This is a genomic window from Epilithonimonas sp., assembly GCF_032054305.1.
GTDB lineage: Bacteria > Bacteroidota > Bacteroidia > Flavobacteriales > Weeksellaceae > Epilithonimonas.
This window is the reverse complement of record NZ_DAMBSX010000005.1, coordinates 324,635-343,510: the sequence shown is the minus strand read 5'-3', so window position 1 is coordinate 343,510 and position 18,876 is coordinate 324,635. Positions and strand designations below refer to the sequence as shown.

The 18,876-nt window shown below is 34.3% G+C and carries 16 protein-coding genes; 11 read left to right on the top strand and 5 right to left on the bottom strand.

Annotation, left to right across the window (positions count from 1 at the left end; all coding sequences use genetic code 11):
• Positions 1-24: 24 nt before the first annotated feature.
• From RTX21_RS12875 to RTX21_RS12865, 3 genes are all read right to left on the bottom strand, one after another.
• The gene (locus RTX21_RS12875; RefSeq protein WP_312768287.1) at positions 25-525 is read right to left on the bottom strand and encodes a YceI family protein; all 501 of its coding nucleotides are present in this window, start codon (positions 523-525) and stop codon (positions 25-27) included.
• Between the two features lie 61 nt (positions 526-586).
• Positions 587-1,897, bottom strand: coding sequence for a hypothetical protein (locus RTX21_RS12870; protein ID WP_312768284.1), 1,311 nt, complete (start codon positions 1,895-1,897; stop codon positions 587-589).
• Between the two features lie 28 nt (positions 1,898-1,925).
• Positions 1,926-2,471: a YceI family protein gene (locus tag RTX21_RS12865; protein WP_312768282.1), complete on the bottom strand. Its 546-nt coding sequence runs from the start codon at positions 2,469-2,471 to the stop codon at positions 1,926-1,928.
• 421 nt (positions 2,472-2,892) lie between these two features.
• Between RTX21_RS12865 and RTX21_RS12860 the strand changes: the two genes are divergently transcribed.
• Positions 2,893-4,476, top strand: coding sequence for a Na+/H+ antiporter (locus RTX21_RS12860; RefSeq protein WP_312768279.1), 1,584 nt, complete (start codon positions 2,893-2,895; stop codon positions 4,474-4,476).
• A gap of 62 nt (positions 4,477-4,538) precedes the next feature.
• Here RTX21_RS12860 and RTX21_RS12855 read toward each other — a convergent pair whose 3' ends face one another.
• Positions 4,539-5,228, bottom strand: a complete 690-nt coding sequence (locus RTX21_RS12855; protein WP_312768277.1) for an AcvB/VirJ family lysyl-phosphatidylglycerol hydrolase — start codon at positions 5,226-5,228, stop codon at positions 4,539-4,541.
• The gene (locus tag RTX21_RS12850) at positions 5,225-7,801 is read right to left on the bottom strand and encodes a phosphatidylglycerol lysyltransferase domain-containing protein (protein WP_312768276.1); all 2,577 of its coding nucleotides are present in this window, start codon (positions 7,799-7,801) and stop codon (positions 5,225-5,227) included. Before RTX21_RS12850 ends, RTX21_RS12855 begins: the two co-directional genes overlap by 4 nt.
• Positions 7,802-7,994: 193 nt before the next feature.
• Here RTX21_RS12850 and RTX21_RS12845 point away from each other — a divergent pair, with 193 nt between their 5' ends.
• The 10 genes from RTX21_RS12845 (at position 7,995) to RTX21_RS12800 (ending at position 18,738) form a co-directional block, all read left to right on the top strand.
• Positions 7,995-8,630 carry a CPBP family intramembrane glutamic endopeptidase gene (locus tag RTX21_RS12845; protein WP_312768275.1) on the top strand — a complete coding sequence of 212 codons (636 nt, stop codon included), beginning with the start codon at positions 7,995-7,997 and terminating at the stop codon, positions 8,628-8,630.
• A 235-nt stretch (positions 8,631-8,865) separates the two neighbouring features.
• Entirely contained in the window at positions 8,866-10,848 is a 1,983-nt protein-coding gene (locus tag RTX21_RS12840) for an LTA synthase family protein (protein WP_312768274.1), read from the top strand.
• 401 nt (positions 10,849-11,249) lie between these two features.
• The gene (locus RTX21_RS12835; protein ID WP_312768272.1) at positions 11,250-11,921 is read left to right on the top strand and encodes a MarR family winged helix-turn-helix transcriptional regulator; all 672 of its coding nucleotides are present in this window, start codon (positions 11,250-11,252) and stop codon (positions 11,919-11,921) included.
• Between the two features lies 1 nt (position 11,922).
• Positions 11,923-13,413 (top strand): phytoene desaturase family protein, encoded by a 1,491-nt coding sequence (locus RTX21_RS12830; protein WP_312768270.1) that lies wholly within the window; start codon positions 11,923-11,925, stop codon positions 13,411-13,413.
• Positions 13,397-14,233: a phytoene/squalene synthase family protein gene (locus RTX21_RS12825; protein ID WP_312768269.1), complete on the top strand. Its 837-nt coding sequence runs from the start codon at positions 13,397-13,399 to the stop codon at positions 14,231-14,233. Before RTX21_RS12830 ends, RTX21_RS12825 begins: the two co-directional genes overlap by 17 nt.
• A gap of 17 nt (positions 14,234-14,250) precedes the next feature.
• The gene (locus RTX21_RS12820) at positions 14,251-14,712 is read left to right on the top strand and encodes an SRPBCC family protein (RefSeq protein WP_312768268.1); all 462 of its coding nucleotides are present in this window, start codon (positions 14,251-14,253) and stop codon (positions 14,710-14,712) included.
• Position 14,713: 1 nt separating this feature from the next.
• On the top strand, positions 14,714-15,172 hold the full coding sequence (locus RTX21_RS12815; protein ID WP_312768267.1) for a sterol desaturase family protein: 459 nt from the start codon (positions 14,714-14,716) through the stop codon (positions 15,170-15,172).
• Positions 15,173-15,865 carry a lycopene cyclase domain-containing protein gene (locus tag RTX21_RS12810; protein ID WP_312768266.1) on the top strand — a complete coding sequence of 231 codons (693 nt, stop codon included), beginning with the start codon at positions 15,173-15,175 and terminating at the stop codon, positions 15,863-15,865. It begins immediately after the preceding gene.
• 486 nt (positions 15,866-16,351) lie between these two features.
• Positions 16,352-17,671, top strand: a complete 1,320-nt coding sequence (locus tag RTX21_RS12805; protein WP_312768263.1) for a helix-turn-helix transcriptional regulator — start codon at positions 16,352-16,354, stop codon at positions 17,669-17,671.
• Positions 17,668-18,738 carry a hypothetical protein gene (locus tag RTX21_RS12800; protein ID WP_312768262.1) on the top strand — a complete coding sequence of 357 codons (1,071 nt, stop codon included), beginning with the start codon at positions 17,668-17,670 and terminating at the stop codon, positions 18,736-18,738. The genes RTX21_RS12805 and RTX21_RS12800 overlap by 4 nt, the downstream gene beginning before the upstream one ends.
• Positions 18,739-18,876: the final 138 nt, after the last annotated feature.

Here is an 18,876-nt window from a genome sequence, read left to right as displayed (position 1 = left end):
TGAAAAAAGTTATTGGTTTGATTTTTAAATTTTTGTTGCTAAGCTGAAGATGAGATCCAGGTCGTCTTTTACAACGATCATTCCGCCCATTCTTTTCGGGGGTGTGATATTGAAATCACTGAATTTTACATTCTTTCTCCCGATCAGCTTATTGTTTTCTATATCGAATTCGATATTGTATCTTTTGCTTTGATCCATCATTTTTACTTCTACCAGTGCATTGATGCCTCCTTGGTTTTTGGTGAAGCTGATAAACTTGATGGTCATGTTCGGATATTTTTCCGCATTTAGGATCTTTTGAAAATCTTTGGTCATCATTCTGTTTCCACAATCGAAGTCTGTGACTTTTAAAACGATATTTGGAAGGTTTTTTTCTGAGAAGGTATAACCTCCTGCATCAGCTTTGAATTTGTTGTTGGTACATTGAAACTTGTTGACATTTGTGCTGCCATTGATTTGAACAAAATTTCCTTGGGCAAATGTGAAAAGTGAGAAAAAACCGAAAAGCAAATATAAAAGTTTCATAATCTTTGTTTTTAAAAACAGAGGAAACCGGTAAGCTTCCTCTGCTCCTGTTAACTGAATATTAGAAAGCTATGGCCGCTTCTATCATATATCCTTTGAACTCACCTCCATTATAGATGCTTGTTGTAGCGTATCCGTCATATTTTTGGTTGACGTATTCAACTTTCGCAAGAATATTTTTTGTCATGAACCAACCGCCGCCGATGTTGTATCTTTTTACAGTGATGTCATTTCCTGTAATTAGTTTACCATCTGCCTGGTTATAACGTCCTCCAAAATAGAAGCTGTCTTCTTTTCCAAAACGGTAAAGTAATTCTGCTGAATATTGGTTATAGGTTCTTCTGTCTGTTTCAGTCAGGTTTCTACCGGATGCCATTTCATAAGTTCCGAAGAATTCCAATCCTTTATAACGTAGAAATGGGTTGATCATAATTGAGGTCATTTTATTGACAAAATCTGGTACTACTTTGGCTGAGTTTAAAGTGGCTGCTCCTGTATTAGCTCCATTGGTACCAGATGCATAGGCACTTTCCAGAACGAAATAATATCTAGAACCCGCTCTGTCCCCATTATAGAAATCCAATCTTGAGCTGTTGGCATTATTGTAGACAGATCCGGTTAATCTTACTCTTAGGTCCTTATTGATCTGTTTGTCATACCCTAGTTTCGCATATACTGAAGGTGCTGTTCCACTGGTTGCAGTTTGGTTCAATCTTCCGTTAGAAGCTCCAACCATTCCTATGAAACCGTCCCTTCTGTAATATACTTCCATAAAAGGAAAAGTGGCATAAGCGTCCATCAGAAGGTTTCCTGCAATAAATGGATTGGTAAGGGAATAAGCATTATCTGTTCTTCTGAAATGGGCATCACCATAGTTCATCTCATCTTGTCCAACTTTGATTGTTGCGTACTTCATGACATCTTTAAGGAAATCTTTCTTAATAAAATCTAACTTGTCAATTTGCAGATATCCTCCTTTTACATAAGTTTCATTGTGGTGTCTGGAAGACAAGAATGTGCGTAAGTGTAAATTAACACCGTCATATAATGCCACATCTACATCTAAGTTGGCTGTTGGAAGGTTGAAATTATTACTGATTTTAAACAATTGGTTTGCATTGACGCCAGCTGAATTAAGAACAGGAGCTGCTGTGTTCGTGTGGCTTAGTCCTTGAAATTGTAGTGCAAATGCTCCTCCTATTTTAACTCTTAGATGATCAAACGTTGTTACAGAATCCTTTCTTGCTTCAAAGGCATTGATAGATCTTTTGTCGCTAGGGTTAAAGTTATCCAATTGGTACTCTTGTGCAAAACCAAGGTTTGTGATTGCTAAAGCAGCGATGAAGCTGGCTTTTAATAGATTTCTTTTCATGATAACAGAATATTTAATAGTTTAATAATTAATTAGTTGCGGTAACATTGATAGTAATCGTTAGATCATCACCGGTTTTGATGGTTCCCATCATCAATTTTGGAGGTGTTACGCCAAAGGCTGTCATTTTGATCTTAGTCGTTCCTTTGATATTGTAGTTGTCTCCGTTTTTAGTTACTGTTACTGGGATTTTTACTTCTTTTGTAGCATTTGTAATGGTCAAATTACCTGTTATTGTTGCAGTTCCACTTGTAGGTATAGATGCGGCTGTAAAAACGATGTCAGGATATTTTTCTGTGTTCAAAGCTTTGTAGGCGTTTTTGTCTAACCCGGATTCATTACTTTTCAATGAGGTGGCTTTCATAACAAATCTTACATTTGTAATAGCATTTCCTGCAACTGTTCCGGAGAATACAGATTGCTTAGAGGTCATATCCCAAGCGTGCAAAGTAGAGGTGCCGTCTATTTTGATATTAGAGCTTTGGATGGATAATTTTTGTGCATTTGTCAATTGGGTCATTAATAAAACTCCAAAAGTTAAAACAGTTTTAATTAGATTTTTCGTTGTTTTCATTTTAATAAAATTTAATTGTTGTAATTATATATTATTCAATTTTGATAGGTCAAAGGTATGATGATAATAAAAATAAAGCTATTTTTTTGAAATGACAAAAATCTTATTTTGTCTAGTGATTAAGGAATCGATAAATAAATTAAATAATACTTATTGATTTTGTCTTTTAAATAATTGTTTTTTTATCAATAAATATTGCTTTTGCATCAAAGATTAATGAAAAAACAGATATGACATTTGTTAGGTTGCTAAATGATGATGAAAATCAGTGTCGAAGTTTTTGATATTATATAAAAAAAGTTAAATTATTGTGGAATCAATAATTTCATATGATGGATATCATGGTTTTTTTCCTTTTGAAGATTATGGTTTAGATAAGTCATTCTAATTGTTATTTTTGTGTATTAGACACAAAGATCAAATGCATACTATTTTACCTTTTCTTTTGGCGATGGTCGCCATAATCGTTCTCCTGAATATGTGGGCCGCAAAACTCAAGATAGCCTATCCTGTATTATTGGTTGTTGGAGGATTGCTGATAAGCTTTATTCCTGGATTGCCGGTTATTAAAATAGACCCTGATCTTATCTTTTTTATTTTCCTCCCACCTTTGCTTTTTGAAGCAGCTTGGAAGATCTCATTTAAAGAAATGAAAAAATGGTGGAGGATTATTGGGAGTTTTGCATTTCTGGTGGTCTTTTTTACGGCTTTATCTGTTGCATTGGTTGCCAATCATTTTATTCCGGGATTTACGATTGCTTTAGGCTTTTTGCTGGGAGGGATCGTCTCTCCACCAGATGCTGTGAGTACAGGCGCTATCACAAGATTTGTAAAAATACCAAGGTCGTTATCCACGATCTTGGAAGGTGAGAGTCTTTTGAATGATGCTTCATCATTGATCATTTTTCGTTTCGCTTTAGTTGCGGTGGGGACAGGCCAGTTCATTTGGCAGGATGCGACATTAAGTTTTTTTTGGATGGTGATTGGCGGTGTTGGAATAGGTTTGCTCCTGGGATGGTCATTTGTTCAGGCACATAAATTTCTTCCCACAGACGCACCGTCTGATATTGCGCTTACGATCATAGAGCCTTATTTGATGTACTGGGTTGCAGAACAATTCCATAGTTCTGGTGTGATGGCGGTTGTAAGCGGGGGATTATTTATGTCAGCAAGAAGGCTGAAGTTTTTGAATAGCACCAGCAGGATTCACGCATATAGTGTCTGGGAAAGTTTGATATTTATTTTGAATGGTGTTGTTTTTCTTATTATTGGATTGGAGCTTCCAGAGATCATAGATGGACTTCGTGAAGATCGGATTCCCTTGGAAACAGCTATAAGTTACAGTGTTTTAGTTACTGCTATTCTTATAGCAGCAAGGATGATAAGTTCTTATGCGGCATTGGTCGCCACTTTGATTTTCCGACCAAGCGTACAACCTCATGCTGATTCCAGAACGAGAAGATGGATGATGCCTCTGATGTTGGGCTGGACAGGGATGCGAGGTGTCGTTTCATTGGCGGCGGCTTTGGCAATTCCGGTAACTTTGAGTAATGGGGAATCTTTTCCACACAGGAATTTGATACTATTCATCACCTTTGTAGTGATTTTGCTTACGCTTTTGGTTCAGGGTCTTACTTTACCTTATATTATAAAACGGACCAAATTTTTTGATAATATTTTTGCTGAAGAGGATGAACTGTTAACTAAAAAGAAAATTAAAAAAGAACTGAAGCAGCATATTCATCAATTCCTGAAATCCAAATATGAAAACGAATTGAAAGATAATGTTGGGTTGGAAATTTTTTTAAGACATTGGGAAGAACGTGCAAAAGCTACGGATGATAGCTGGATGAATGACAGATCGAAAGCGATTTTTATCGAAATGTTGGAGATTCAGCGTGAGTATCTTACAGAGTTGAACAAAGATCAGAAAATAAATGAAGAAATCATACGACAACAGTTGTTCCAGATCGATCTGGAAGAGGAGCGCTTGAAGCAGATTTGACCTAGTAGCAAATTCTAAAACCAACGAATTTTTGTTTGTACCTCATAAAAAGGGATATATCTTTATCTTATATTTTCAATTATAAAATCAGCCAGCATTTTTGTATTTCCTCCGTAATGATGGTCTCCAGCGATATGTTGCATTTGATAATTTGTCCCAAGAGTAATTTGTTTATAGGGAAAAGCTGTAAACTCGTCATCACTCAGAACCACCATTACCGGAACATTTCCCATTTTATTGATTTCAGGAATTACCAAAAGGTTTTGTGAATCTGCTTCATCATCATTGATATATTGAATTCTAAAATTATTGGTTGTCGTAGGTCCGATAATAAATACTTTCTGTACTTTACTTTTCAAATCGCTACTAAATCTATTGTAAATGAAAGGAGCGACCTCTGAACCAAAAGAAAATCCGACAATGATAACTTGTTGATTTTTTCGACCTTTCAATTGCTTTTTAATATAATTTTCAATGTCGTGAGAGGCTTTTTTTGGGTTTTTATATTCCCAGAAATAGGATTTTGTATCCAGAGCGAAAACATCATATCCTAAAGCGTGCAAATTGTCTCCCATGCCTTTTGAAAAAGTATTAAATCCGGAGTCTCCACTGATATAGAAAATAATCGGTTTGTCGGAATGAAAGTTCCATTCTGCGACCTTAAAATCACTATTAGATGTCAGTTTGAGGATAGTGAATCCTATTACTAATAAACTCAGAATGATTGCTGTTGGTTTTACTATTTTTTTCACGGTTTGATCACTTTGTTTAATACTGTTGGAATTTGTAATAAATCTAAGTCATTATTATAGATCAGATATTTGTTTTCCCAAATATCAGCATACTTTTCTTTAAAATTTCTAAGGGTTTGATAATGTTTGAAACTTCCAACTCTTTGGTAAGCGAATTTCAATACCTCTTCTGCAGTATTATTAGGTTCATCCAATCCTGCCATTGGTGTCATTCCCATATTGATGAATTGTAGTTTTTTGTCTTTTGCATATTCAACAAGTTTTACGATTAAAGCATCAATACTGCCATTAGGCGCTTTTTCTGTTTTTCTTATCATATCGTAACTGCATTCGTCCGGTGCGCAATGCGGGATGATATTGAGAAAAGCGACGCAGTTTCCTTCTTCATCAGAAATGATGATCAGATCCTGTTCTTTCACAACTTCTCTTTTAAACATCCCTTCGGCAAAGACAATTTCTTTTTTATCGAATTCCTTTAACCATTCATCTGAAACCTGTTCGATTTTATCCAGAATTCCATCATCTTGTGGCGCGTACTTTATTTCCGTTACAAATCCTGATTTTTCCAGGGTATTGATCCCGTTTCGGATAGATTTCTTGTCTTTGCCTGTCAAACTGAATTTTTCAGTATCAAGGATAGCATCCTGACCTATGAATAAATGTTTTTTCTTGAAAGTTGTAAAATAAGCAAGGTCACTTTCGCCAACCCGATAATAAGATGTTTTCAGTCCATTATTTTTACAATAATCTTCAAATTCTTCAATCAGACTGATTTTATCTCTTTCTGCACAAACGGGGCTTTCCAGAATCACTGCAAATCCATTAGCTATTCTGTATGCCAAAAATCCTTCACGGTTTTCTGAAAAGAATAATTGTTTGTCCGAGGTCAGTTTAAAATAATCCAATGATGATGTTCCATATTCTTCAACGAGATTTTCTGCGGCATTATGATCCTCTACATCGCTTTGTTCTATCAATTTATTTGTTCTGTAAAATGAAAGAATCAGAACAAGCCAGGAAACAATTCCCAAAATATAATTCAATTGCTGGAAATCTCTTGCAAAACCTGTATGTGGCATCAATCCGGAATCTTTGAACAAAAGAAAAGTGTGTAATGTGTAATAAAGCGCTTCTTTCTTTGTGAAATCTATCCCGAAATGAGATTTATCGATAAAGTAGAAACTCAGATAATTGAAAATAAAAATACTCACGAAAATTCCTAAAAACCAACTGAATCCACGTTGAAACGAAATTCTATTGACTTTAAAAGTGTATTCTTTGCGGCTGTAAATCAATAATCCAAAAGTGAACAACGCAAAAAGAGCTTCTTCATAATCCAAAGCTTTTATGAGATTGAAAATAATCGAACCGATTGTAAGAAATAAAGCAAAGTACCAGGCTCGTTTACTTCCTTTAAATAGGTTTGCTGAAGTTATTAGCAATAATATCCCCGACAAAAGCGTGAACATTTTGGATATATGAATGAAATCCTGTGACAGATAACTTTTCACGATAGATAAACGACTGGCCAATGCTGGTGTAATAACAGAAAGAATATTGATGATACCCAAAAAGAATATCATAATAACAGGTAATAATCTGGCAAATAGTTTTCTACCGCTCCAGAGATAAGCAATAATTCCTAAAAGTAAAGGCAGCCAAAATTCAAAAAAACGGTAAAGTAATGTAACGCCTAAAGCTTCTGTGTGATGATATCCAAATTTAGCGAGAATGTATGTCAGTGAAAATTCAACGGCTCCTAATCCTCTCAAAAAAGGTGAGACAATCATCAGTAATATTGAGATAACATAGGATATAGCAGCTGCAGTGAACGATGCTTCCACGCCAAAAGCATACATGGCGATCAGCAAATGAAAAACGCCGCAAAACTCAATTATTACTGATACTGCAACGGTGTACCAAAAGTATTTTTTATCAATTTCGTTATTGAATATTTCATCAAGAGAATTAATGATCTTCGGAAATCTTTTTTCAATAAACCGATAGAGAAAATTCTTTTTTCTGAATGATATAAAAATCCCATAAAATATTAATAATAAAACGGATAACGAAAAAATTCCAAACCAGCTATTGTCAAAGGCCTTATTAACAGAAACTGCATATAAGATCAAAGGAACGCCTACAATAAGCACCGTCAGAAAACCAACAAAACCATAGATGGCGCTTGCTTGATGGATTTTGGAAGATCTATATCCTTTGATCCTGATATTTCGGGGAAGATAGGCCAGAGAACTCACGCCACCTGCGGGAAGAAAAATACTAAGAAGATTCCGTTTCAGGAATAAACTTATTGAATCTGAAAGTCTGACATTGAGTTGAACACTTCGGAAACTCATAACATACATCAGACCCTGGAGAAAAACATAAATGAAAACCAGAAGAACTCCAATGAAAATCCACTCAATCTTTGAATTTTTTAATTGAGGACCAATCGATGAAAGTTCGTGTCTTTCGCTTCTGAAAAAAACAAAGGCCAGCAGTAAAACTATAATTGCTAAAGCTTCCTTCCATCGCATGAGTTTAAACGATTTTGATAATTTGGCAATTTTCATAACATTTTATTAATGAAATTGTGGAGTAGTCTTGTTATCAAAAATAATTAAAAATCTTTTGATTCTTAGCTATCTTTATGAAAACCATCTGTATAAAAAATTTAATGTTTTATTCAAATATCAATTACTTTGAAAATAGTGAAGTATTTCTATATTTGTTTGCTATATAGCATTTTATAAAAAAAACGAATCCATGAATCCAAATTCTAAAAATATTGTAATCATTTCTCCATTTATTATCATTGTTGTAAATATAATAACAGCCATTGTTTTTGGTAAATTGATTGGGAAATGGTCATTCATTCCTCTTATTTTGATCGAATGGATTTTATTTTTGTTTTTTATTTTAAGGTATGGCCAAAACGATTCTATTAGAAATTGGTTAAAGTATTCGAATAAAAATTGGGGATGGAATATCGTAGCTATAATAATAGGATTGATTCCTCTACCTATTTTCTTGAAATATAATTACTTACTTTCAGATTGGAGCATTTGGATTCCATGGATTATTTTGGCGCTGGTTAACCCGTGGCTGGAAGAATTTTATTGGAGAGGACTTTTAAGTGACCACACAAAAAAGTGGAATGTTGTCTTGTCGATTTTGTTTACAAGCTTAATATTTTCAGCCAATCATGCTGTGTTTGGAATCAATTCCGAATTGTTCCGTGGCTATGAGATCTTCACCTCAACTTTTGTAATGGGTATTGTCTGGGCAATTACTTATAGGAAGACCAATAGCTTAAGATGGGTCATTTTATCTCATTTCCTAGTTGATTTTCTGAATCTTTCTGCGCCTGCATTTCTAGACTTATTTAGGCCAGGATTTTAATAACTCTAAACATTGAATATTCGTCTTTCAGAGAATTAAAATTTTAAATTCTAAAGGTCTAAAATTCTTCTAATACCGTAAAGTGTCTCTGCAAATAATACAGGATTATTTTCCAAATCCATAATAGAATATCTTTATTGAAAGATTGATGTTTTCCAAAATAATAGAGCTCAATTTTAAGAATTCAAAATTTATTCAAAATCGGACGCTATAATTGCTGTTCATATTTTGAATTATGAATCGTAAAAAAATATCCGATCAACTTGCAAAGCCTTTCAAAGGACGCTTTTCCACACTATTCAGTATATTAAGTCTATATCTTTTGCTTTCATTTTTGATCAGGATAATTCTTCTATTTTGGACGATAAAAAATGTAGATTCTAATCTATTGTACCTTATAAGGGCTTTTTTTACAGGATTTATTTTTGACCTGACCATAGGTTCTATGTTTGTTCTCTTATATGCCGTCTATCTTTTGCTTCTCCCGAAACGATGGATCGGATCATTATTCGATAAAATATTTACTTATTTCTATCTGACTTTGATTCTTATCATTATTTATTTCAGTCTGTTAGCGGAGATTCCGTTCTGGGATGAATTTGGAGTTCGCTTCAATTTTATAGCAGTTGATTATCTGATCTACACTTATGAAGTTGTAGAAAATATCAATCAATCTTATCCATTACCGGTAGTTGCATTTGTTTTAGTGGGGTTGATTGTGGGTACGATTTTCATTTTGAAAAAATGTAATGTTTTCAAAAACACTTTTTCAGATAAAAGTTCCATTTCAATTCGTTTTAAATATCTAATCCCTTTCGTCATGATTTCAGTTGTTTTAGGACTTGTAATGAAAAATAAGCAGGCAGATTTCAGCAACAATCTTGTTATTAATGAGTTGGGTAAAAATGGTGCATTTTCTTTTGTTTCAGCCTTCAGGTCCAATGAATTGGATTACGAAACCTTTTATCCGAAATTATCAGACAGAAAAGCTTATAAAATTTTAAAAACCAATTTGATACAGAACAATCAAAGTTATATGTCTTTAAGATCTGACGATATTTCCAGAGTAACGAAAGGCGGTCAGGAAAAGGATCCAAATATTATTCTGATTGCAATAGAGAGCTTCAGTGCTGATTTTTTGAGCACATTTGGAAATAAAGATAATTTGACCCCTAATTATGAAAAACTCGCCAAAGAAAGTGTATTCTTTACAGATCTTTATGCAACAGGAACCAGAACCGTTCGCGGGATGGAAGCATTAACGTTATCAGTTCCGCCAACTCCGGGTAACAGTATCGTCCGAAGGCCAAACAATGATGGTCTATTTTCGATTTCGACCATAGTGGGAGCCAAAAACTATAAACCTTATTTCATTTATGGGGGTGATGGATATTTTGATAATATGAATAATTTTTTTGGTGGGCAAGGTTTCGACATTGTTGATAGAGACAGGGGAAATCCTTTGTCTGACAATATTAAAACTCAAAGATTCAAGATAGAAGATAAAGAAGTGAGTTTTGAAAATGCGTGGGGAATTTGTGATGAAGATTTGTACCGGCAATCCATAAAATATGCTGATAAAAGCACGGCTGAACACAAACCGTTTTTCCAGTTTGTAATGACGACTTCCAATCATAAACCATACACTTTTCCCGCCGGAAAAATCGACCTTCCGCAGGGAGAAAGAAACAGTGCCGTGAAATATACGGACTATGCTTTAGGAAAATTCATCAATGATGCAAAGTCAAAACCTTGGTTTAAAAATACGGTCTTTGTAATTGTTGCGGACCATTGCGCAAGCAGTGCTGGAAAATGGGAAATTAATATCGCAAAACATCATATTCCGGCAATTATTTACAATCTGGACCACCCAGCTCAGAAAATTGAAAGACTGACTTCTCAGATTGATATTATGCCGACATTATTTGGATATTTAGGTTGGAATTACAATACAAGTTTATATGGAAAAGACATCAATCAAACCAAAATCGGCGATGAACGGGCTTTCATAGGTAATTACAGAACTTTGGGAATGCTGAAGGGTAATGTTTTTACTCAAATTGATGACAGAAAAAGAATAAAACAATTTGCTGTTTCCGGATCGGATAAATCTTTATCAGAAGTGAGATCTAAGAATAATGAACAGGTTTCCGAAACGATTTCTTATTATCAGACAGCAAGTGAGAGATTCAAAAATGGAACAATGAAAATTAAATGAATATTGAATTTTTGCTTTGATTAACAATACAAAAACAGATTGGAATTTTATAATTTCTACTAGATCAGGTTGCACATTTGTATCGAAAATACAATGAAGTGCAACTTTTTTATTTAAAATATGATTGTAAAGAGAGTTAAGTCTTTCAGATTTACCGAAAATTAAAGTAGGATAAATCGTTCTATTTTAAACTGACGAATAATCCTGAAACCGAATATATGATGCAAGAATTTAAAGCATCGGTTCATTATTTTAAAATGACAGCAAAACGATTTCTGTCCACGCTAATGTTGCCGGAAATGAATAGGCTCTAAGTCTTTTGGCATAATTAATGCATTTGATTTATTAATATACTTTTTTAAAAAAAATAAAGAATATTAATAAACTAATATTTTGTTACTATGAATTATGAGATGGCGTTGGATTCCATAAAATTGTTGGAGCAATTCGCACAGGAAAATACGAATATGTCTTATCCAAATGATATTAACGGTTTTAAATCCTGGATATGTGATACAGAAGACAAGAAAATTAAAAATAAAAGTAGTGAGCCATATTGGGAAGGCAAGGAAAGCGGAAGGACACCGGAAAGTGCTATCACCACTTTGTTGCTGCATTTGAGCAAATATGCTAAAACCTATTCTAGGTCAGCTATTTCAGATTCAGACTTTGTAACGCAAGAAGACTTTATTTACCTTATCAACCTGAAAGCGTTTGGTGGTATGTCGAAGACAGACTTGATCAAAAAAAATATTCAGGAAAAACCGGTAGGCATGTTGATCATTAACAGACTGATTAAAAAGGGATTTATTCAACAATTAGAATCCAATGTAGATAAGAGAAAACGATTGATCAGTATTTCCGATAAGGGATTATCTATGCTGGAAGAACATATGGGAAAGATTCGGAAAGCGACCCAAATAGTTACCGGAGATCTCAACCAACATGAGAAAATGGAACTTATCAGGATTTTAAATAAGCTCGACCGTTTTCATTATCCTATATTTTCCAGAAATATCCAACCCCGAGATCTTATAAGGACTGTTTATGAAGAATATTCATTTAAAAACTAATATGAAAAAAAGAATTGCGGTCATAGGTTCAGGATTTTCAGGATTATCAGCAGCGGCTTATGCGGCAAAAGGCGGTCATGAAGTTCATATCTTTGAAAAAAATAGCAGTCTTGGCGGTAGGGCAAGACAGTTCACAACCGAAAAAGGATATGTGTTTGATATGGGGCCAAGCTGGTATTGGATGCCGGACATAATCGATGATTTTTTCAGGGACTTTGAGAAAAAAACTTCTGATTATTATGAACTGATCTCATTAGATCCACAGTTCGAAATGGTTTTTACAGACGGAATCATGGCAGTTCCTAAAGCTTATTCAGATATGAGAGATCTATTTGAAAAAACAGAGAAAGGTGCATCAAAAAAGCTAGACGACTTCATGAGGGATGCCCAATATAAGTATGAAGTGGGAATGAAGGATTTCGTGACAAAACCATGCCATTCCTGGTTTGAGTTTATCTCTCCTAAAATTGCAAAAAGTGCTTTGAAATTAGACCTTCTATCCAACTTCCATCATTTTGTAAGGAAATATTTTTCAGATCCGAAGCTGATCATGCTGATGGAGTTTCCAGTGATTTTTCTTGGAGCTGCTCCGAAGGATATTCCGGCCTTATATAGCTTAATGAATTATGGAGGTTACAAGCTTGGAACCTGGTATCCGATGGGAGGCTTTTATAAAGTCATTGAAGCCATGTCTGAAATTGCCAAGGAACAAGGTGTCCAAATGCATTTAAATTCTAATATCGATGAAATTAAAATTAAGAAAGGAAAAGCAAGTTCGATCTCTTTCAATGGAATGGAAATGGATTTTGATACCGTTATCGCCTCATCAGATTACCATCATACCGAAGAAGAATTAATTCAGGAAAAATATAGAAATTATAACGAAGATTATTGGAAAAAGAAAACATTTGCTCCTTCATGCCTGATATATTATTTAGGTTTTAAAGAAGAAATCCCTGATCTCAAACATCATACTTTATTTTTTGAAAACAATCTGGAACTTCACACCTCGGAAATCTACGAAGATAAAAAATGGCCCACAAAACCATTGTTTTATGCTTGTTGTCCCTCGAAAACCGATAAAAATGTTGCCCCTGAAAATTGTGAAAATGTATTTCTTCTGATGCCTGTCGCAATAGGCATCGAAGATAATGAAGAAACACGGGAAAGATACTTTCTCGAAATGATAGAAAGACTGGAAAAACACACCGGATCATCAGGCCTCTTGTCTAAAATAGAATATAAAAGAAGTTACTGCATCAGTGATTTCAAAGAGGATTATAATGCCTATCAGGGAAATGCTTACGGTTTGGCCAATACGCTGAACCAAACTGCCGTTTTGAAGCCTTCACTCAGAAATAAAAAGGTGAAAAATCTTTTCTATACCGGCCAGCTTACCGTTCCTGGCCCTGGAGTTCCGCCTTCCATCATCTCAGGGAAAATAGCAGCAACAGAAGCCATAAAATATTTAAACTATGAAAATACTATTTGACGATCTTTCATATAAGATAAGTAGGGAAACTACAAGACAGTACAGTACAAGCTTTTCCCTTGGGATTATGGCTTTATCGTCCAAAATCAGAAATCCCATCTATGCGATATACGGATATGTGCGTCTGGCAGATGAGATTGTGGACAGTTTTCATGATTTTGACAGAAAGGAACTTTTACTGAAATTTCGTGAGCAGACCGATCAGGCGCTTTCAGAGAAGATTTCTTTGAATCCGATTCTTAACTGCTTTCAAGAGACTGTTCACAAATACAATATCGATGTGCAACTGATCTATCAATTCCTTAACAGTATGGAAATGGACCTGCATAAAGTAGAATATGACTCTGACCTTTATAAGGAATATATTCTCGGGTCCGCTGAAGTAGTGGGGCTGATGTGTCTTTATATCTTCGTCGATGGCGATAAAGAGATGTATGAGAAGTTAAAACCTTCTGCAATGAAACTGGGCTCTGCCTTTCAAAAAGTTAATTTTCTGCGTGACATGAAAGATGATTACCAGATTCTGGGACGAACTTATTTTCCTAATGTGGACATCGCATATTTTGATCAAGTTATAAAATCTCAAATAGAGCAGGAAATTCAGGATGAATTTAGAGAAGCTCTGGAAGGGGTCAAAAAACTTCCTAATTCTTCAAGATTTGGAGTTTATCTGGCATATCGTTATTATATTTCACTTTTCAAAAAGATCAAAAAAACTTCAGCCAATGCAATTATCAATCAGAGGGTTAGAATCTCAAACGGAAAGAAATTTTCATTGATGATGAGCAGTTATCTTCAGTATAAAATGTCCTTTCTTTAAACAATTCGAATTTAAAAATGGTACATCAACTTCAAAGACAGCAGCAGCTTAACTGCGATATACAAACAGCCTGGAAATTCTTTTCCTCTGCGAATAATCTATCGGAAATAACCCCGAAAGACATGAATTTCGTAGTAAGGACTCAATTAGGTAATGACGAGATCTATGAAGGAATGCTGATCAACTATTACGTATCTCCGCTTTTTGGAATTAAATTGGATTGGCAGACAGAAATTACGCAGGTTAGTTTTCAGCAAAGTTTTACAGATTTTCAGAAGAAAGGGCCATTTAAGCTTTGGAAGCATTTCCATGAATTTATTCCAAATGGTAAAGGTGTTCTGATGAATGACACTGTGACGTATGAGCTTCCGCTGGGATTTTTGGGCGAATTTGCCCATCAGATAATAGTAAAGAATAAATTGAAAAATATCTTCGATTATCGTTTTAAAATTTTAGAAGAAACATTTAATAAAAAGTAATATGAACTTTCTGATTGTTTTAGCTACATTCCTAGTAATGGAGGGGATCACCTGGCTTATACATAAATACATTATGCACGGTTTGCTGTGGACATTGCACCGTGACCATCACGACCACAGCAATGTAGGGAAAATGGAGAGAAACGATTATTTTTTTGCCATTTTTGCCATTCCGACAATTGCCTTGATGTATTATGGAACGATCAATGGTTTCAATGCCTATTTCTACATCGCCATGGGAATCACCTTGTATGGAATGGCGTATTTTTTTGTTCATGATATTTTTATTCATCAGCGATTCAAGATATTGAAGGACACAAAGAATCCATATTTGCTGGCGATTCGAAGGGGGCACAAACAGCACCACAAGCACACGGGAAAAGAGCATGGTGAATGTTTTGGATTCCTATGGGTTCCTGTCAAATATTTCAAAATGTATTTCAATAAAAATAAAGCATAGATGTGGCAGTACACGTATTTGGCAATTAATTTTTTCACGATAATCATCTGTTTTATTTTTTCTTTTCATCCAAAGATTAAATTTCACAGACATTTTAGAGCATTTTCGTTTTCATCGATCATTGTTGCTCTCTTTTTCATTGCGTGGGATATTTGGTTTACGGCCAATGGCGTTTGGTGGTTTAATGATCAGTACCTGATCGGCATACGACTTTTCGGACTTCCGGTCGAGGAACTGCTATTTTTTGTATGCATTCCTTTTTCATGTGTTTTTACGTATTATTGCTTGGATCATTTTTTCAAACTCGACTGGAAACCCTCCATTGAAAAGGTTTTTGTCATTATTTCAATTATTTCATGTCTGATTTTAACCATAATTTTTAAAGAAAAGATCTATTCGTTCGTTACTTTTTTGACAACAGCGATCACTTTAACAGTTCTGTATTTTGTTTTAAAAGTAAAATGGATAGGTAAAGCATCATTCATTTATCTTATTCTGATGCCCGGATTTTTAACCGTCAATGGGATTCTCACAGGAACCGGGCTTGATTCACCAATTGTTAACTACAGTCCCAAGGATTTTATAGGCCTCAGAGTTTTAACGATTCCGATTGAAGACACAGTTTACGGCTACGAAATGATTCTCTGGAATCTTTTCTTCTTTCATAAATTTAAAAAAATGACCAAGATATAATATTCGAGTCTTCAACTCGTTGAAATTCATCCTGTGCGGTTATCAATAGGTTACCTTCTATCAGGTCAATTACTGTTTTTTATACCTAGTTGGTGAATTTTTCTTTTTCTAAGCATAAAATGTAGTGATCTGCAGGCGCGAAATCAGTATGTATCATTTTCCTTTTTTGGAAAAATTTAATTATTACGACGATAGTACGTCGGTAATTGGCAAGTTATTTTTCTTATGAAACTTTTATTGAATCTTCATAAAATTAATAAGCTTAGCAAACAATATATTCATCTTCTAATTGTCTTGTAGGAGAAAGTACTTTAATAAATTAATTGCGTATTTTTGTGGACCAATATGATGGACAGAATTAAGAAGGTAATAGTGTTTTTCGCTGCAGGCCGCATTTTGCGATTTCTGTGTATCTTTTTCTGTGTCTTTTATACCTCACAAACAAAAAATGATGTCGGAATTCTTAGGGAAGAAATTCTTGATAAGATGCAATATGAAAATCGTAATGTAGAAGAATTACTGAAATACTATTCCAAAATATCACCGTACGAATCCAAAATTCTAAATATAAAATTTCTGTTTCTCAAAGGCGATTATGAGGAGGCTCTGACCGAACTGTTCTCTTTGAAGAATATAGCAGAAGTAGACAAAGATTCAGAAAAATTCTTCCAATATCAATGTCTTTATGGACAGGTCTGCCAAACCTTAGGACTTAAAACAGAGCTCGCTGTTGTAAGAAAAAATCTTAAGGATTCCAAGTACTTGAAAGGCGGTGCTTTTGCTGAACTAGCTCTTGATAATAGTAGTTTCGAAATTTTTACATTGGACGAGCGGTTGGCGATTTTAAGATCTGTCATTAAAAACGACAAAGGAAAAAATAATGATGCAAGTTTGATCCAGGCTAATATTTGGCTTGCAGAAATATTGGGAAAAGATAATCAGGAATCGAAAATCGCTTTGGATTCGGCCTTATCTTTAATCAATAAATCGGATTCGGATATTTATTACAAAATATTGGCGGATAATTATATTGCGAAAATCTATTTGAAACGAAATAATGCTCGGGCAGCATTCGATCTTTTGAAGAAATATCAGAATTCTGCCGTGTACCTTTCCAATGCCGGTCTTAAGGTGGATTTTTTCAAAAACCTGGCAATTTCCTCGGCAAGTGTGGGAGAATTCGCCAATTTAGACCATATTAACAGATATTACTTTAAAATAGTAGAAGATCAAAATGCCAAAAGAGCGGTGGCAAGAGCGAAGCTTGTTAACCATATCAATAAAGCAAATGAAGAAAAGCTAGAGTCACAGAATGATTTATTTCGAAATATCTGTATTGTAATTTTTCTTTTTTTAATCTGCGCAATAGCAATCTATTATTTTTATAGAATCAAGAAAAAGAGAGCAGAAGTGTCTGTTACTGAAGAGGAAGATCCTAAAAGTTTTGTTATTCCCGATAAGACTGAGAAGAGGATCTTGAGTAAGTTGGAAGAGTTTGAGAAAAGTCAGAAATATATTCAGAAAAAAGTTTCTCTGAAGATGCTGGCACAACAGTTTGACACGAATCCGACCTATCTTTCTGAAATCATCAACAAGCACAAAAACTCGAATTTCAATTCCTATATCAATAATCTCAGAATTGATTATATAGTTGATAAAATCAATGAAAATCTGGAATATAGAAAGTATAAAGTGAGTTATCTGGCCGATGAATGTGGTTTTTCCTCACACAGTCTTTTTACCACGGTTTTTAAAAGCAGGATGAATGTTTCTCCAACGGAATTTCTTCAAAAATTGAACGAATGATAAGGTTACTTAACATATTGTTTTTGTTTGTATGTCTAACAGCTTTTGCACAAACGACTGAAAATAAACAGTTGAAACTTGCAACCGACCTCCTGTTCAGTAATCCTGAAAAATCGGCGAAAATATCGGAGAAGGCGTTCGCAGAAGCTAGGAATTATAACGATAAAATCAAGGCTCTATCCAAATTGGTTAATGCCCAGATGGTTTTGGGAGATATTAGCCAGGTCATTAATAATTCCGGTCTGGGAATTAGATTATCTAAGGAGAAAAACGATACCATCAATCAGATTCGTTTTCTTTCTATGCTAGGTAATCAGTATCAGCAGCTTAATATGAATACTGATGCTAAAAAGAATCTGGATGATGCGGAGAACCTGATAAACACAGTTCATCTGCCACAGAGTCTTCTATTTATCACAGGCAATGTTTACAATGTTAAAGGTATTGTGTTCAAAAATGAACTTAATTGTGAGTTTGCGGTTAAATATTTTAATAAGGCACTTGAGGTATATAATAAGCTTCCGTACGAAAAGGTTGTGGTAACGAACAAGTTATTGATAGATATTCAAAAGGCCGTTTGTCTGGAAGCGCTTGGAAATTCAAAAGAAGCCGAAAGTATCTATAGGTCAATCCTGAATGGTGATACACGCGGTATCGGATATAATAAATATTATGCGTCCTTAGGCTTGGCTGATATCTATCTAAAAAGAAAAGAATATGATGCTGCTTACAAAATATTGGAGAGCGTTAATATTAATGAATTCAATCATTACGATGCAGAACTTACAAGCCTTTTTTATAAATTAAAAGCACAGAGCAGTTACTGGAGAAATGACTCCAAATCTTATCTGTATTATTTTGAAAAATATAATCAAAATAACAGAGAAATTTTACAATCGCAAAATCAAACAATTTCACGTTTAGAGAACATTTATGACAAAAATTTCTCAGAAAAAAGTAATTCAATGTGGATGCGAAATCTGGGTATATTATCAATATTTCTTATAATATTCATATTTGTTGTTGTCTTTTCTCATCATAAATTGAAGAAAGATGGGATTATATAAAAAATCGTAAAATTTAAAAGTAACAATAATTAATACAGTACTTTACATATAGATTTATACTTTCATATTTATTCAAATTTGATAATTGTGACAGTCTATCCCTATGATAATAGCTTTTACAATGATAATTTAGAGGTC

Excerpts from the sequence above, each read along its gene's own strand:
- RTX21_RS12875 (WP_312768287.1), bottom strand. The coding sequence starts at position 525 with ATGAAACTTTTATATTTGCTTTTCGGTTTTTTCTCACTTTTCACATTT.
- RTX21_RS12870 (WP_312768284.1), bottom strand. The coding sequence starts at position 1,897 with ATGAAAAGAAATCTATTAAAAGCCAGCTTCATCGCTGCTTTAGCAATC.
- RTX21_RS12865 (WP_312768282.1), bottom strand. The coding sequence starts at position 2,471 with ATGAAAACAACGAAAAATCTAATTAAAACTGTTTTAACTTTTGGAGTT.
- RTX21_RS12860 (WP_312768279.1), top strand. The coding sequence starts at position 2,893 with ATGCATACTATTTTACCTTTTCTTTTGGCGATGGTCGCCATAATCGTT.
- RTX21_RS12850 (WP_312768276.1), bottom strand. The coding sequence starts at position 7,801 with ATGAAAATTGCCAAATTATCAAAATCGTTTAAACTCATGCGATGGAAG.
- RTX21_RS12845 (WP_312768275.1), top strand. The coding sequence starts at position 7,995 with ATGAATCCAAATTCTAAAAATATTGTAATCATTTCTCCATTTATTATC.
- RTX21_RS12840 (WP_312768274.1), top strand. The coding sequence starts at position 8,866 with ATGAATCGTAAAAAAATATCCGATCAACTTGCAAAGCCTTTCAAAGGA.
- RTX21_RS12835 (WP_312768272.1), top strand. The coding sequence starts at position 11,250 with ATGAATTATGAGATGGCGTTGGATTCCATAAAATTGTTGGAGCAATTC.
- RTX21_RS12830 (WP_312768270.1), top strand. The coding sequence starts at position 11,923 with ATGAAAAAAAGAATTGCGGTCATAGGTTCAGGATTTTCAGGATTATCA.
- RTX21_RS12825 (WP_312768269.1), top strand. The coding sequence starts at position 13,397 with ATGAAAATACTATTTGACGATCTTTCATATAAGATAAGTAGGGAAACT.
- RTX21_RS12820 (WP_312768268.1), top strand. The coding sequence starts at position 14,251 with ATGGTACATCAACTTCAAAGACAGCAGCAGCTTAACTGCGATATACAA.
- RTX21_RS12815 (WP_312768267.1), top strand. The coding sequence starts at position 14,714 with ATGAACTTTCTGATTGTTTTAGCTACATTCCTAGTAATGGAGGGGATC.
- RTX21_RS12810 (WP_312768266.1), top strand. The coding sequence starts at position 15,173 with ATGTGGCAGTACACGTATTTGGCAATTAATTTTTTCACGATAATCATC.
- RTX21_RS12805 (WP_312768263.1), top strand. The coding sequence starts at position 16,352 with ATGCAATATGAAAATCGTAATGTAGAAGAATTACTGAAATACTATTCC.
- RTX21_RS12800 (WP_312768262.1), top strand. The coding sequence starts at position 17,668 with ATGATAAGGTTACTTAACATATTGTTTTTGTTTGTATGTCTAACAGCT.